This is a genomic window from Xanthobacter sp. DMC47 (assembly GCF_056313845.1).
On record NZ_JBQUZM010000006.1, the window covers coordinates 105,268 to 118,699 of the forward strand.

The 13,432-nt window shown below is 66.5% G+C and carries 15 protein-coding genes, 2 tRNA genes and 1 pseudogene; 5 read left to right on the forward strand and 13 right to left on the reverse strand.

Annotated elements, in window-relative coordinates; all coding sequences use genetic code 11:
* Nucleotides 1-179: 179 nt before the first annotated feature.
* Nucleotides 180-635 carry a group III truncated hemoglobin gene (locus tag ACT54R_RS22565; protein WP_476330401.1) on the forward strand — a complete coding sequence of 152 codons (456 nt, stop codon included), beginning with the start codon at nucleotides 180-182 and terminating at the stop codon, nucleotides 633-635.
* Nucleotides 636-676: 41 nt separating this feature from the next.
* Here the strand turns inward: ACT54R_RS22565 and ACT54R_RS22570 are convergent, their stop codons facing one another.
* A complete protein-coding gene (locus ACT54R_RS22570) occupies nucleotides 677-2,362 on the reverse strand; it encodes a fibronectin type III domain-containing protein (protein WP_476330404.1) in 1,686 nt (561 codons plus the stop codon).
* 288 nt (nucleotides 2,363-2,650) lie between these two features.
* Between ACT54R_RS22570 and ACT54R_RS22575 the strand changes: the two genes are divergently transcribed.
* The 4 genes from ACT54R_RS22575 to ACT54R_RS22590 all read left to right on the forward strand — a co-directional run bounded on the left by ACT54R_RS22575 (nucleotide 2,651) and on the right by ACT54R_RS22590 (nucleotide 5,995).
* Nucleotides 2,651-3,631, forward strand: coding sequence for a glycosyltransferase family 2 protein (locus ACT54R_RS22575; protein ID WP_476330409.1), 981 nt, complete (start codon nucleotides 2,651-2,653; stop codon nucleotides 3,629-3,631).
* Between the two features lie 83 nt (nucleotides 3,632-3,714).
* Nucleotides 3,715-3,788 (forward strand) — tRNA-Cys (locus ACT54R_RS22580).
* A gap of 156 nt (nucleotides 3,789-3,944) precedes the next feature.
* Nucleotides 3,945-5,795 carry an ABC transporter ATP-binding protein gene (locus ACT54R_RS22585; protein ID WP_476330413.1) on the forward strand — a complete coding sequence of 617 codons (1,851 nt, stop codon included), beginning with the start codon at nucleotides 3,945-3,947 and terminating at the stop codon, nucleotides 5,793-5,795.
* A 124-nt stretch (nucleotides 5,796-5,919) separates the two neighbouring features.
* Nucleotides 5,920-5,995, forward strand: a tRNA-Asn gene (locus ACT54R_RS22590).
* 264 nt (nucleotides 5,996-6,259) lie between these two features.
* Here the strand turns inward: ACT54R_RS22590 and ACT54R_RS22595 are convergent.
* The 12 genes and pseudogenes from ACT54R_RS22595 to ACT54R_RS22650 all read right to left on the reverse strand — a co-directional run bounded on the left by ACT54R_RS22595 (nucleotide 6,260) and on the right by ACT54R_RS22650 (nucleotide 13,381).
* Nucleotides 6,260-7,378: a tyrosine-type recombinase/integrase gene (locus ACT54R_RS22595; RefSeq protein WP_476330418.1), complete on the reverse strand. Its 1,119-nt coding sequence runs from the start codon at nucleotides 7,376-7,378 to the stop codon at nucleotides 6,260-6,262.
* 23 nt (nucleotides 7,379-7,401) lie between these two features.
* A pseudogene (locus ACT54R_RS22600) lies at nucleotides 7,402-7,665 on the reverse strand (helix-turn-helix domain-containing protein); the annotation flags it as partial.
* A 130-nt stretch (nucleotides 7,666-7,795) separates the two neighbouring features.
* Complete coding sequence (locus ACT54R_RS22605) at nucleotides 7,796-8,761, reverse strand: hypothetical protein (protein ID WP_476330423.1); 966 nt, start codon at nucleotides 8,759-8,761, stop codon at nucleotides 7,796-7,798.
* Nucleotides 8,761-9,078 carry a DUF4326 domain-containing protein gene (locus tag ACT54R_RS22610; protein ID WP_476330428.1) on the reverse strand — a complete coding sequence of 106 codons (318 nt, stop codon included), beginning with the start codon at nucleotides 9,076-9,078 and terminating at the stop codon, nucleotides 8,761-8,763. The genes ACT54R_RS22605 and ACT54R_RS22610 overlap by 1 nt, the downstream gene beginning before the upstream one ends.
* A complete protein-coding gene (locus tag ACT54R_RS22615) occupies nucleotides 9,075-10,049 on the reverse strand; it encodes a phage Gp37/Gp68 family protein (protein ID WP_476330431.1) in 975 nt (324 codons plus the stop codon). The genes ACT54R_RS22610 and ACT54R_RS22615 overlap by 4 nt, the downstream gene beginning before the upstream one ends.
* A gap of 9 nt (nucleotides 10,050-10,058) precedes the next feature.
* A complete protein-coding gene (gene ssb / locus ACT54R_RS22620) occupies nucleotides 10,059-10,508 on the reverse strand; it encodes a single-stranded DNA-binding protein (protein WP_476330435.1) in 450 nt (149 codons plus the stop codon).
* A 2-nt stretch (nucleotides 10,509-10,510) separates the two neighbouring features.
* On the reverse strand, nucleotides 10,511-11,632 hold the full coding sequence (dnaN, locus tag ACT54R_RS22625; RefSeq protein WP_476330439.1) for a DNA polymerase III subunit beta: 1,122 nt from the start codon (nucleotides 11,630-11,632) through the stop codon (nucleotides 10,511-10,513).
* Nucleotides 11,629-11,835: a hypothetical protein gene (locus ACT54R_RS22630; RefSeq protein WP_476330444.1), complete on the reverse strand. Its 207-nt coding sequence runs from the start codon at nucleotides 11,833-11,835 to the stop codon at nucleotides 11,629-11,631. Before ACT54R_RS22630 ends, dnaN begins: the two co-directional genes overlap by 4 nt.
* A 33-nt stretch (nucleotides 11,836-11,868) precedes the next feature.
* Entirely contained in the window at nucleotides 11,869-12,183 is a 315-nt protein-coding gene (locus ACT54R_RS22635) for a hypothetical protein (RefSeq protein WP_476330448.1), read from the reverse strand.
* Complete coding sequence (locus tag ACT54R_RS22640) at nucleotides 12,184-12,324, reverse strand: hypothetical protein (protein WP_476330451.1); 141 nt, start codon at nucleotides 12,322-12,324, stop codon at nucleotides 12,184-12,186. It abuts the gene before it with no gap.
* A gap of 5 nt (nucleotides 12,325-12,329) precedes the next feature.
* Nucleotides 12,330-12,521 carry a hypothetical protein gene (locus ACT54R_RS22645; RefSeq protein ID WP_476330456.1) on the reverse strand — a complete coding sequence of 64 codons (192 nt, stop codon included), beginning with the start codon at nucleotides 12,519-12,521 and terminating at the stop codon, nucleotides 12,330-12,332.
* A 98-nt stretch (nucleotides 12,522-12,619) separates the two neighbouring features.
* Nucleotides 12,620-13,381 carry a hypothetical protein gene (locus ACT54R_RS22650; RefSeq protein ID WP_476330460.1) on the reverse strand — a complete coding sequence of 254 codons (762 nt, stop codon included), beginning with the start codon at nucleotides 13,379-13,381 and terminating at the stop codon, nucleotides 12,620-12,622.
* Nucleotides 13,382-13,432 lie beyond the last annotated feature (51 nt).

Consider the following 13,432-nt stretch of genomic DNA (forward strand, 5'->3'; position numbering starts at 1 on the left):
GCTCAAGAGCCATATTGCCGCCCCTTTTGCAAGGCGCCCCTCGGGGTCGGCGAGGGCGTGGACGGGCTCATGTGGCCGCAAGTCGCATGGTTCCGGGCCGACAGCGGCGAGAGTGTCCTGCACCCTGACACAGGCGCGAGCCGATCCCCGCGCCGGCCGCCGCCGAGGAGGCGCGACGCATGACGGCAACCGACATCCCCTCCCCTCCTGCATCGCAGGACCCGCAACCCGAGGGCCTCGACGAAGCCGCGATCCATCGTCTGGTCCATACCTTCTACGCGCGCGTGCAGAAGGATGCGCTGCTCGGCCCCATCTTCGGCGGGCGCATCGCCGACGCGGCCTGGCCGGTGCATCTCGCCAAGATGTGCGACTTCTGGTCATCGGTGCTGCTGAAGTCCGGCCGCTACGAGGGCCGCCCCCTGCCGCCGCACCTGGCGCTGGGCGCCGATGCCGGCGAACCGCAATTCGCGCGCTGGCTGGCCCTGTTCCGCCCGACCGCCATCGAGGTGCTGCCGCCCGATGCCGCGCAGCTGGCCATCGCCCATGCCGAGCGGATGGCCTATTCCTTCCGCCTCGCGATTGCTTTCCACAAGGGCGAGGACACCACCCGGATCATCCCCTACGGCAACAGCTGAGCGGAAAGCGGAGCCCGCCGGCCCCGCCTTCCGGGCGCCCGTCAAAGCTGCTTGTCGGTGGTGCTGATGAACTTCATGCCGCTCGCGGTTTCGAGGTTGGTGAGCGCCGCGTCGATCACGGAGAAGATGGTCGCCCGGGCCGATGCCTTGCTCAGGTCAAGCTTGGCCGAGCTTGCGACCTTGAGCTTGGTCAGCGCCGAAGAGAAGGCCGCGCTGGCCTGCGCCGAAGTGTAGAATTGCGCGGGGTTCGTGCCGTTGGAATAGGACAGGGTCTGGGCAACCCTTGAGAAAACGTTGGCCAGCGCGCTCATGTTGAAGACGACGCTGTTGGTCGGCGTCGTCTTGAGCGACGGGCTCGTGGTCGGGATCGGGTTGTTGTAGAGCTGGTCCAGGTAATAATGGACCTGATACGGATACTGAACGTAGGTATCCGAGCTTCCCCAGGCCGACGTATAGCTGTTCACCGATGTCACGGTGGCGGCCGTCGCCGTCGCGCCGAGATTGCTGTAGCGGGACACGAGCGGTCCGTAGAAGCCCTGATTGTAGGCGACGTTCAGGATCACATCGAGGAAGCTGTTCGGCAGCGTCGTGAAGTTCTTCAGCGCCGCATCGAAGGCCGGCTCCCACGGGGTAGTCCAGCCCCCCGCACCCTTCCCGGTAACATTCAACGCAACCAGATCGTTGTAGTGGAAGTACGCGACCAGGGCCGGGCCGTAGTATTTGTTGTTGAAGGAAGCCGGCGTCGCCTTGGTGTATTGCGTGGCCGCATTGGCCATGGTGAAGCCGATGTTCTTCTGGATTGCCACATAATTTATGAGCGAGTGGCCTTTGGGCTGGTAGCTGCCAGAAACCATGTCCGCAGCATAGTTGTTGATCTGGTAGGGGCCGCCCTGGCCGACGCCCATGACCGCCTGCTGGTTTGCATTCGGATCAATGAGGTCGCTGCTCGCCCGGTAATATTGGGTCGCGATATTTTCCTGGAGCAGCTGCGCGAAGATGGATCCGTAGAGATAATCCTTGTTGTACTGGATACCGGGAAACCCTTCATCAATGAGATGGCCCAGCAGCACTCCGGCGATGATGTTCGACATGATCAGGTCGTCGAAATTTCCGCCTGTGAGGGTGAGCGAATCCTGGGCGGTGCCCACACCGAGCAGCAGATGGAAATTGATTGTCCCGGCGCTGGCCGTGCTCGGCGGGGGGGCACTGAGGGTCGTGACGGCGACCGGTGCCGATTTGGCCGAAGCACCGACCGAATCCACCGCCGCAACGGCGAAGCTGTAAGACGTGAGAGGTGTCAGGCCGGACAGCGTCACGCTGGCGCCTGCCGATGTCGTCGTCAGGGTGCCGTTCGTATAGATCTGGTAGCCGGTGATGGTGCAGTTCGCCACCGTCACCGGGGTCCATGTCAGCGTCGTCGCATTGCCTGTGGTTCCGGATGCGGCAAGGCCCGTGGGGACCGGCGGCACCGCAGTGCAATTGGAGCAGGATCCGGACTGGGTCCACGGCTGACCGCTGCCCGACCCGCCGCTGTTGGTGGCGGGGTCCTGATTCTGGGTCCACCAATTGGCGCGATAGATGATGCCATTCTCGCTGGCCTGCGCGCCCGCCAGATAGACGGACGACGAGTTCCAGGCTGCAGGGCAGGATTGGGCCCATGCCGATCCCGCAATCCAGGAGGTGAAGGCGGACACCAGGACGACGGACGTGGCGTGACGAATCCTCATGGCAGCCCCCATTTGACAGCCCTTATGGCGGTAGCTGTATAGGGCGGCGGATACTTCTGTCGATAGGCAAAGGTCTGGCTTGGCAACATCTGCCGCGTCGAAGCTATCGCGCCTTGGATTTCCGGACGGCACACGGCTCTCGCCTACTCGATCGCGTTCCACGAGGGTGAAGCCACCGACGCATCAGGCCCACGGGCGGCCGCGCCCCTCGACGGACAGGCTTCCCTTGGGTAATAAAGCTGCGGGGGCAACGGCCCTGCCGGATTCAGCTTCACCCTGGAAAAGCGATTGTCGATAACGATTGCCGCGGTCATCCCCCTCTACAATGGCGCGCCCTTTATCGGTGCCGCGCTTGGCAGCGTGCTGAATCAGACCCGTCCACCGGATGAAGTCATCGTCGTCAACGACGGCTCCACCGACGAGGGGCCGGCGATCGTCCAGGGGCTTGCGCGGGATCATCCGGTCCGCCTGCTGAACAAGCCGAACGGCGGGCAGTCCTCGGCCCGCAATCTCGCAATCCGCCAGACCTCCTGCTCCCATATCGCGCTCCTGGATCAGGACGACATCTGGTACGAGGACCATCTCGCCCTGCTGCAACAGCCGTTCGTGAACGCGGAGATCCGCCGGCTCGGCCTCGTCTACGGCAACCTCGACCAGATCGACCGCAATGGCCGGTTGATTACGGAACATTGCCTCGACCAGGTGCCGACGGCCCATCCCAAGCGCTCGCTGCTCCAGTGCCTGGAGCATGACATGTTCATCCTGCCGGGCGCCTCGCTGGTGGAGCGACAGGCCATGCTCGATGCGGGCCTCTTCGACGAGCGCCTCTCCGGCTACGAGGACGACGACCTGTTCGTCCGCCTCTACTCGATGGGCGTGAAGAGCCGCTATCTCGACAAGGCCGTCACCATGTGGCGCATCTATCCGCAATCCACCTCTTTCAGCGCCCGCATGGCGAAATCGCGGATGATCTATTTCGCCAAGCTGATCGAGGCCCATCCGGACGAGCCCCGCCTCGGGCTTTTCTGGCGGCGCGATGTCATTGCACCCCGCTTTGCGAAGATTCTCCGAAACGAGTTCATTGACGCATCGAGGGCCAGGGACTGGCCCCGCGTCGAGCGCGCATGGGAGGATCTGAAGATCGTAACGCGTCACATGAAAAGCAGCGTTCAGGCGCGGATGACGTTGCTGGGGCCGCTGATCGGCGCCGCCCTTGCTGGCCGGCTACCCAGCCTGTCGCGCCGGCTGCTGCGGCACACCTTGCGTTGATCGCCTGAGCACCGAAGGCAGGGGACAATCCCAACCGGCGCTTGCGCGGTCTGGGCGAACGCCTTAAGAACACGCGCTCGTGAGGCCACGTGGCGGAGTGGTTACGCAGCGGACTGCAAATCCGTGTACGGGGGTTCGATTCCCTCCGTGGCCTCCAGTTTTCCGCGAAAATCTAGGCCAGTGACCCGCTTCCGCCCGCTTAGCGGTGCTGCGATGCAGCACGCCTTCGGGCCTGCAAGTTGACTTGGCTCCCTGCTGGCGGTTCATGGGGACACCGAAGCGGTCCCGCATCCGGACGCCGCCGGAGATGTACATGAACGCGAAAGCCGCCCAGCGCCTCGGGCCTCCGCCCACTTCGGACGAGACCAATGCCGTCCTGCGGCGCCTCCTCCTGTCCGACGGCCGCAAGCACTGGAAGGGGTATGTGCTGGCCTTCGTCTTCATGGGCACCATGGCCGCCTGCACGGCGGGCCTCGCCTATCTGATGAACGATGCGGTGAACGCCATCTTCGTCCACCCGACCCCGGCGGCGGTGTGGGCGGTGTCCGGCATCGTGATGGCGCTCTCCATCATCAAGGGCGCCTCGGCCTACGGGCAGAGCATCACCATGGCGCGCATCGGCAACCGGGTGGTGGCCGACAACCAGAAGCGCGCCTTCGACCGGCTGCTGCTGCAGGATGCCGCCTATTTCGGCCATCGCCACACGGCGGAGATCACCACCCGCTTCACCGCCGGCGCCGCAGGTGCCCGGGGAGCGCTGGATCTCATCGTCACCAGCATCGGCCGCGATTTCCTTTCGCTGGTGATGCTGGCCGGCGTCGCCTTCGTGCAGGATCCCTTCCTCGCGGTGATCGCCCTCGTGGTGATGCCGGCGGCTGTGCTGGGCACGCGCAAGCTCATCAAGAAGGCCAAGACCATCTTCACCACCGGCTTCACCTCCGGCGTGAAGCTGTCCTCCATCGTCATGGAGGTGTTTCAGGGCATCCGCACGGTGAAGGCCTACACGCTCGAACCGGTGATGCGGGACCGCACCCACAAGTTCATCGACGACGTGGAGATCAACGCCAACCGCCTCGTGCGCACCCAGGCGAAATCCAGCCCCCTCATGGAGACGCTGGGCGGCCTCGCCATCGGCGGCGTGATTCTCTACGCCGGATATAACGTGATCGAGCTGGGCCGCTCGCCGGGCCAGTTCTTCTCGGTGCTCACGGCGCTGCTGCTGGCTTACGAGCCCGCCAAGCGCCTGTCGCGCCTGCATGTGGAGCTGGTGAGCCATGTGATGGGCGCGCGCATGCTGTTCGACCTGCTGGATGCACCCGCCCCCGACGCCGAAGCCCCGGACGTGGCCGCCCTGCCCCGTCCCCGCGGCCGGGTGGAGTTCAAGGACGTGGTGTTCGCCTATCGCCCCGGCGAGAACGTGCTGCGTGGCCTCGACCTCGTGGCCGAGCCCGGCCGGACGACCGCGCTGGTCGGCCAGTCCGGCGGCGGCAAGACCACCATCATCAATCTCATCGAACGATTCTACGATCCCCAGTCCGGCGCCGTGCGCATCGACGAGGTGGACACCCGCACCGTGTCGCGCACCTCCGTGCGGGCATCGGTGGCGCTCGTGAGCCAGGACGTCTACCTGTTCTCCGGCACCATCCGCGAGAACATCGGCTTTGGCAGGCCGGGCGCCTCGGAGGAGGAGATCATCGCGGCGGCCAAGGCCGCCCATGCGCATCCCTTCATCATGGGCTTCGAGAACGGCTACGACACCTTCGTGGGCGAACACGGGGCGCAGCTCTCCGGCGGCCAGCGCCAGCGCATCGCCATCGCCCGCGCCTTCCTGAAGAACGCGCCGATCCTGCTGCTGGACGAAGCCACCGCCGCGCTCGACTCCGAATCGGAGGCCGAGGTGCAGAAGGCCCTCGCGGAACTCGCCCACGAGCGCACCACCATCGTTATCGCCCACCGGCTCCAGACCGTGGTGCGCGCCGACCGCATCTGCGTGATCGAGGGCGGCCGCGTGATGGAGAGCGGCACCCATGACGAACTGATCGCCCGCCGTGGTCGCTATTACGGATTCTATTTCGCCCAGTTCGCTCACGAGAGCGGGAATCCCGGCTCAAGCGCGGGCGGAGCGGTGGCCTCCGACGGCGGGGGCGATCTGCTCCGCGCCTGAAGAATCCTGCACCGGCGCCACTTTGTGCGCCGGTGCGGCAACTTCCCCTGGAAAAGCGCGTCTTACGGCTTCACAAGCGGCGATGTGGTTGCTATATCGCCGGCCTCGGTCGCGAGACCCACGGTCCCTGATAGCTCAGTTGGTAGAGCGTTCGACTGTTAATCGAATGGTCGCAGGTTCGAGTCCTGCTCAGGGAGCCATCTTTACCTCCACCGCGCAACAGTCTCCTGTCCCGCTTTGGGTTGGCGCTCTTCGCCCGCTCCTGATGTTCGGTGCCGGCAGCGGACATCCGGTTGCGGATGCCTCGAATCGAGTGCCGACCGAGCATGAGTCCGCCCCCTTGCGCCACTCCTTCTGAAAATGTAGCAACGAAGCCGTTCGGCGGAATGTCGGAGCATAGCGCAGCCTGGTAGCGCATCTGCTTTGGGAGCGCGGGGCCGAACTATCCACATCCATTTGAATTGTCAGCGCTTCTTGCGGTTCGGGGTGGGTCCCTTCGGGATTTTTTCGGGATTCCGTGTCACGGGCTTTTCGGCCCCCTGCCCTGCCTCCACCTCCTCCATCGCCCGCCGCAGATCCTCGTCATGGGCGTGCGCGTATTTCGTCGTGGTGGTCACGTCCTCATGGCGCAGGAGCTTCTGCACGAGCTTGAGATTGCCGCTCGATCGCAGGAGGCGGGTGGCGGCGGTATGGCGCGTATCGTGGAAGCGGAAGTCGGACAGCTTCGCGGCGGCCTTCGCGCGGCGCCATTGCGTCTTGAGTCCTTCATAGGTCATGGGCATGCGCTGCCCCTTCCTCACCTCACCATCGGCCCGGTCCGCCACATAGGTGAAGACCGATTCCGCATGGCCGCCCTGGAGCGGCCACAGCAGCCGGCGCAGCCCGGCCGTGAGCGGGATGGTGGCCGGCTTGTCGCCCTTGCCGCGAATGGTGAGGGTACGCCCGCCCCAGTCCACATCCTGCCATGTGAGGCCGACACACTCGGCAAGCCGGCACCCGGACATGAGCGCGAAGCGCACCACCGGGTGATAGTCCGGCCGCAGCGCGGCGAATAAGCGCGCCTCCTCCTCCTCGCGCAGCTCGCGCACCCGCTCCTTGGGCTCGGCAAGCAGGAAGTCCCGCCATGGGATGTCCTGCACCGGCTGCTCCCAATGCTGGCGTGCGCGCGCGAGCACGCGCCGAAGGGGCTCGGTGACGGTGCGGTTGACCGTGGCATTGCTCACGCCCTCGGCCCGCCGGCGCGCGATGGCGGCGGATACCTGGCGCCGGCCGATCTCATTGAGAAGGGTTGTCTTGCCGAGTTCGGCGTTGAGCCAGCCGAGGGCGGCGAAGAAGGTGGCGTTGTAGCCGCCGCGGTAATGCTGGCCGACTTCCGTCCAGAACCGGGCCGTCGCCTGGGTAAGCGTCATGGGCGCGCCGCCCCGGCGCTGCTCTACCGCCTGCTTTGCGGCTTCCCGTTTCTGTTCTTCGATCCGTTCAGCTTCTCGGCGGCTCGTGCAGCCTGTAGTGCCGTGAAATCGAACACCTCGATATTGGAAATCGAAGTGGTAAATGCCGCTGATGGCGTGCTTGTAGACGGACACGGCTCCCGCTCCCTGCGCGCGGCGACAAAGGCCTGAAGGTCCACGGGATCGAACAGCCGACGCTTGCGCTTCTCCCCGCGCCCCATGGAAATGAAGGGTATCTCGCCATGGCGCACGTGCTCACGCAAGGTGCTGGTGCAGATGCCCAGTTCCTGGGCGGCCTCTTCCATGGTGAGGAGGCGAGGCACTGCTAGGCCTCCTGCGTGTCGGGGGATAGGGCGGCGCGGCCGGCGTCGGTCGGCACATAACGGCGCATTGTGGGCTTCCCGCCCGCCGGCAGGAGCCATCCCTTTTTGACCGCGCGCTTGCAGGCTCGATACATGCGACTGCCGCCCCAATGTGCGAGCGCATCGACGGTGATGGACCCGTTCCGCACAGCGATTGCAAGAGCGGTGCGCGCTGGAATGCCTTCCATCGTCAGCCCTCCTCTGCCGGCGGGGTGGGGAGGGGCGCCCCGTCGCGCTCGCCCTTCAGCGCATCCAGGGCGTCGATCTGAGCCCGCATCTTCTCGCGGTCACCTTGCTTGATCCCAGCATCGGTCATGATGCCCTCTTGCAAGCTCTCGATGAGCGTGTCTGCGGTTTCGATCCACGCTTTCCGTTCAGCCTCCGCCCCCGCGTCCCAGCCCGAGGGAGAGGGGGAGAGGGCGGAGAGGACAACTTCCCAGACTTGCCGCGCTCTCTCGATATGGTTTGGAATGCCGGCTGTCTCGCCGATTTTCCGTGCGACCAGGACAAGCTCCTCAGTCATTGGCTCACGCCCCTTTACCGCCCCGCCCGACTGCGGGGGCGGGGTGTGGGAGGCGCCGCAGATATCGCACGTCTCTCCCGGCTTGATGTGGCATTCGCCGCACGGCTCCTGTCCGTCTCGACGTTTCGGCTGCGGGAAGTTCTCCCCGCTCTCGGCGGGTGGGGAGACGGGGGCGGCGATGGCATCGCAAAAATATTCCAGGACCTGCGCACCAATCGTCTTGGTCTGCCCGTCGCCGTGATGGGTTCGGACGCTCAAATCCACGGATGCCGCGTAGGGTGTGCGCAGGTTTAGCCACGTCCGACCATCGCTTTCGCTGACGGACAGCTTCCACCCCTCCGGCACCGCCACCGGCTCCTGCGCGGGGGCGGGGGCGGCGCCCTCCCTTTCCCCAGCCGGCCCAACGCCGAGCATGATCGGCGGGTGCGCTGTTCCGAGGATGCGGACGTGCACGGCGGCGCCGGCCATGAGGGCGGCTACCTCGTCGGGCGTTGGGAGCCATGCCGTGACCATGCTGGGCGTGGCAGGGCCGTTGACGGTGCAATGTACCGGCTCATCGCGCAGCGGCAGGCCAAGATAGCCCTGGCTTTCGCCGATGGTGCGGGTGGCGCCGGGAATGCGGGCGATATCCATCAAGACGGCTCCTCGGTCGCGGGGGCGTTCGCCAGCTCGATCAACACGTCGGCGTGGCAGGGATCTTCAAGGGCGCACCAGCACGCGAGGGGCTTCCCCTTCAGTTCTGGCAGGCGGCGCAGGATTTCTGCGCGCCTGGCGTCGTGGACGGGGTGATAGCCCGCGAGCCAGCGGCGGTAGAGGTACGTTGCGTGGCCGTTGCCGCCGGGCGACGCCGGGAACGGGTTGCCCCACACCGTGGGGCAGCTCACCACCACGGCGCCCTCCGGCATGCGCCAGCCGGTCCGGCGCTGTCGCTGAATTCGGGCTGGGGTCATGCGGTCCTCCGGGGGAGATCGTTGTGCTCGCGGCCATCGAGGAGGCGGCCGGCGCGGGCCTTGCCGACGCGGCGCATCACGTGGAAGCGGTCGCCGTGGAAACCCCGGCCGCCGGCGAGGTTCAGCCAGCAGATGTCGGGCTTGCTGTCATCGAACTTGCAGGCGTAGTCGGCCCGCCAGTCCGGATCTTCATTGTCCCGGTCGACGGCGACTTCCCACGCGCCCCACTGCTTGAAGAAATAGGGGATGCCGTTTGCGGCGCAGAAGTCGCGGGCGGCGCGGTGCCAGTCGGGGTGCGTCGGCCGGGCGCCGGGGCCGCTCTCGCCGCCGGAGATGAGGCCGGAGAGGAATTCCCAGCCGGTCCAGTCCACCGGGCCGAGGGCGGGCTCATAGCTGACGAAGGTGCGCCAGCCGCGCTCGGCGAGGCTGCGCAGGTCGCGCCGCCGCTCATCGGCCCGGCGCTGGTCCTCCACCGAGACGCCGATCAGCACGTTGCGGAGCGGCCAGTCGTCCACCTCCCGCGCGCCGCCGCTGAAGCTGTACCAATTGGCGTAGATGTCATCGAGCATATCCGGCTGCTCAAGAATCTCCCGCATGCGGTCGCTGCGCTTGGTGAGGATCTGGAAGTCGTGCAGGTTCGCGATGGCCATCACCGTGAACACGTCGAGGATGTCGTCCACCCGCACCGCCGGGTGGAACGGGTCCGACATGGAATTCACGAAGATGCGGCGCGGCTTCTTCCAATCCAACGGCTTGAACAGCGCCGGGCGGTGCAGTCTCACCTTGCCCGTCCACACCGGCCCGGCGGCGCTGGGCTTGGTGCTGCCGGCATAGGCGGCCTGCCCCATGGCCTCCAGCCGCGCCGCCATGCGCATGGCATAGCAGTTCGTGCAGCCGGGCGAGACGAGCGAGCATCCGACGATGGGATTCCACGTGGCGTCGGTCCACTCGATGGCGGATTTGTCAGCCATCACCCCACCTCAGAACGGAATTTCGTCATCCACCCCGCCGGGCGGCGGGCTGGAGGTGTCGCGGGTCCGGGTGGTGCCGTAGTCGTCGGGGTCCGGCGTCGGCGTGCGCTCGGCCCGATCGAGGATCGTCAGTTCGCCGCGATAGGGCCGCAGCAGGATCTCGGTGACGGTCACCTCGACGTTGTTCTTGTTCGTGTACTTCCGGGTGCCGAGCTGGCCCTCGACATAGACATGCGAGCCCTTCTTGCAGAAGCGCTCGGCCACATCGACTAGATTGGTGTTGTAGACGATGACGCGGTGCCACTCGGTACGTTCGCGCCGCTCGCCGGTGGCCTTGTCACGCCAGCCTTCCGAGGTGGCGACATTGAGCGTCGCCACGCGCGAGCCCTCGCGCAGGGTGGAAATCTCCGGGTCGCGGCCGAGATAGCCCACGAGAATGACCTTGTTGACGCCAGCCATGGCTAGACCCTCATCGGCATGATGACGAAGAGGGAGCCGGAGGCGCCCTCCGGGGTGATGAGACAGGGGGAGCCGGGATCGGCGAAGGCCATGGCCACGGCCTTCCCCTGCTGGGCGCCGAGCATGTCAAGCACGTACCGGCCATTGAAGCCGATGGTGAGGGGCGCGGCCCCGTACTCGGCCTCCAGCTCGTCGGAGGCCTCGCCCGTCTCAGGGTTGTTGACCGATAGCGTGAGCTTGCCGTCCTCGAGGTGAAAGCGGACGGCGCGGGACTTGTCGCTGCAGACGGCGGCCACGCGATCGACGGCGGACGCCAGTTCATCGGCAGCAAGACGCGCCATGTGCGGATTGCCGCGCGGCACGACGCGCTCGTAATCCGGGAAGGTGCCATCCACCAGCTTGGTGGACATGGTGGTGATGCCGGCGACAAGCACCAGCGTCGTGGCGCGCACCGCCAGCGACACCTTTTCCTCGCCGAGGGGCTTCAGGAGGCGGGCCATCTCCTCGACGGCCTTGCGGGGCACGATCACGCCCGGCATACCGGCGGGAAGCGCGGGCACTTCCGCATCGTGCATGCCCAGCCGATGGCCGTCCGTCGCGACGCCGCGCAGCCTCAGGGCGCCATCCTCGGCCGTGACCACGTGCAGATAGATGCCATTGAGGTAATAGCGGGTCTCCTCGGTGGAGATGCAGAACGACACCCGATCGAGGAGCGTGAGGAGGTCGGACGCCGGGATTTCCACAAGGTGGAAGTCGCCCGCGGCGGCGGCGAAGTTCGGGAAATCCTCGGCCGGCAGCACGGGCACGCTCACGCGGCTGCGCCCGCTGGAAATGGCCAGCCGGTCCCCGGCGAGCTTCAGGGCCACCTTTGCGCCGGCGGGCAGCTTGCGGGCATAGTCCCGCGCGATGGCATGGGGAAAGGTGGTCTCCCCCAGCGCCTCGATCTCACCGGCGATGGTGGTGGCGATCTCCATATCGAGATCGGAGCCGCGCAATTCGATGCCGCCCTTGCGCGCCACCATCTTCACGTTGGCGAGGATGGGGATGGTGGTGCGCTTCTCCACCACCTTGGACAGGCGCTCCAAGGCGGCAAGGAAGGCGTCGCGCTCCAGCGTGAGAATCATATGGCGGCCCCGATGCGGGAGAAGAGATCGTCGACGGACGCCTTGGCCTGCCGTTCCGCGCGGATCTCCGCGCGCAGGAGGTCACAGGTCGTCTGCACGAGGGTGCGGGACAGGGCCGCGCAGCGGGCGTGCCGCCGCGTGGCCTTGTCATAGTCCGCCGCCAGCGTTTGCCGGCGGCTCCTGAGGGTGGGGATAGAGGCCATGAGCTCTCCTCAAGAATTCAGAGGGCGGGCGCCTCAGGGGCGCCAGTTGCGGCGGCGGTCGGCCGCGGTGCCGAGGTCGGCCGTCGCGCCGTAGCCAAGGGCGAGCGCGACGATGCCGGCGAACCACATGGCGCCGGCGATGGGGGCGAGTGCGCCCACGGTGCTCCAGCCGTGCCACCAGCCGAGCGCGCCGCCGGCGAGGCCGGCGAGCGCGACGGCAGATGAGAAGCGTGAGCGCTCGGCCGGTTCAGGCGTCGGGGCCGGGATGCTCGGCACGGTGCGCGGGCGGGTGGTGTTGTCCACCACGAGGCGCGGCTTGCGGCGGGGCAGGACAATGACGGTGCCCATTCACCCCTCCCCCTCCCCACCGGCGCGGCCGATGAGCCTGAAGAAGAGCCAGAGCCCGCCGAGCGTGAATGCCGCGCCGGCGAGGAATGCACTCGCCAGCACGGGCACCGAAACGATGGTTTCGAGGACGGGCGCGCACATGGCCGTCAGGCCGCGCGGGTGATGGGGCCGAGGCGGGTGCGGGCGGCGGAGAGGTGACGTTTCACCTCGTCCGGGCGCCAGCCGAGGCGCGCGAGGTCTTCCTCGGTGGCGGCGCCCTGGGCGGCGTAGAGGTCGCGCATGTCGGCGACCAGACGGTCAAGAACAGTGGGGTTGCGATTTTCGGTGACAGGAGGCATGGCCCGCGTCCTTTGTGGAGACGCGAGCGAGTAAAGTATCGCTTACCACTTATGTCAAGCCATACTTTCCATGCTTTCCATCGTGGGCGGCTGGAGCGCTATGAGGCCCCGACGCTGGTAGCGGTGATGCGAAACTCGTGGGTGTCGTCACCCACGGGGATGCGCACCACATATTGCTTCCCGCTACCACTGTCGGTCGCGAGATTGAACTCGATCGCGCCGCCATAGGCTTCGCCTGGCTGCAGCGTCTGGTCCATCAACATGACGCCCTCAAGCTCCTGCACCTTCCGATCGCCTTCAGCGAACGCGGCGGCGGCTCCTGCCGCGCCGGCGGCGGCGCCTGCAGCCTGCGCGGCCTGGGCGGCGGCGGGATTATAGGTGCGCCAGACATAGCTGCTGGTGCCGTATGGCGAGCGAACGGTGCCATAGGTTGTCGTGGTGCCCACGTTGTTCGCAGCGACGGCACCCGCCGCAACGCCGGCGCCAGCCATGAGAATGGCACCCGCCAGTGCCTCGCCCTGAGCTTCCGACTGGAGATCGTCCACCGAATAGACCTTGATCGGGCGATCGGTGCTGGCATCCCAAACGCCTATGTCGGCATAGCGCACCGTGACGGCTCCGCGGCTGCGATTTTCGATGACCGCGACCATGCGGGGCCGCGCCATGGTGCCGGACTTCCGAGACATAGGCATGAGGGTGACGGTCGAACTGGCCCGACTGGAGACAACCGCCTCGCGGCCCTGGCGCGTGACCACCTGCTGTTGCGGCCCCGGCGCAAAACTGTATTTCGCGAAGGTCTGGCACCCCGCCAGCGTCGCGCCCATGGCCGCAGCAACTGCGGCGCCCTTCAATCCGCGCATTCCCCGTCCCCTGCCCTAGTCGTTCAACTTTAACGCGAGGAGCGTCGGGGA

Coding starts and splice junctions, on each gene's coding strand:
- ACT54R_RS22630 (WP_476330444.1), bottom strand. CDS start 11,835: ATGGCCTCTATCCCCACCCTCAGGAGCCGCCGGCAAACGCTGGCGGCG.
- ssb (WP_476330435.1), bottom strand. CDS start 10,508: ATGGCTGGCGTCAACAAGGTCATTCTCGTGGGCTATCTCGGCCGCGAC.
- ACT54R_RS22585 (WP_476330413.1), top strand. CDS start 3,945: ATGAACGCGAAAGCCGCCCAGCGCCTCGGGCCTCCGCCCACTTCGGAC.
- dnaN (WP_476330439.1), bottom strand. CDS start 11,632: ATGATTCTCACGCTGGAGCGCGACGCCTTCCTTGCCGCCTTGGAGCGC.
- ACT54R_RS22615 (WP_476330431.1), bottom strand. CDS start 10,049: ATGGCTGACAAATCCGCCATCGAGTGGACCGACGCCACGTGGAATCCC.
- ACT54R_RS22605 (WP_476330423.1), bottom strand. CDS start 8,761: ATGGATATCGCCCGCATTCCCGGCGCCACCCGCACCATCGGCGAAAGC.
- ACT54R_RS22640 (WP_476330451.1), bottom strand. CDS start 12,324: ATGTGCGCGCCCGTCCTCGAAACCATCGTTTCGGTGCCCGTGCTGGCG.
- ACT54R_RS22645 (WP_476330456.1), bottom strand. CDS start 12,521: ATGCCTCCTGTCACCGAAAATCGCAACCCCACTGTTCTTGACCGTCTG.
- ACT54R_RS22565 (WP_476330401.1), top strand. CDS start 180: ATGACGGCAACCGACATCCCCTCCCCTCCTGCATCGCAGGACCCGCAA.
- ACT54R_RS22635 (WP_476330448.1), bottom strand. CDS start 12,183: ATGGGCACCGTCATTGTCCTGCCCCGCCGCAAGCCGCGCCTCGTGGTG.
- ACT54R_RS22570 (WP_476330404.1), bottom strand. CDS start 2,362: ATGAGGATTCGTCACGCCACGTCCGTCGTCCTGGTGTCCGCCTTCACC.
- ACT54R_RS22610 (WP_476330428.1), bottom strand. CDS start 9,078: ATGACCCCAGCCCGAATTCAGCGACAGCGCCGGACCGGCTGGCGCATG.
- ACT54R_RS22650 (WP_476330460.1), bottom strand. CDS start 13,381: ATGCGCGGATTGAAGGGCGCCGCAGTTGCTGCGGCCATGGGCGCGACG.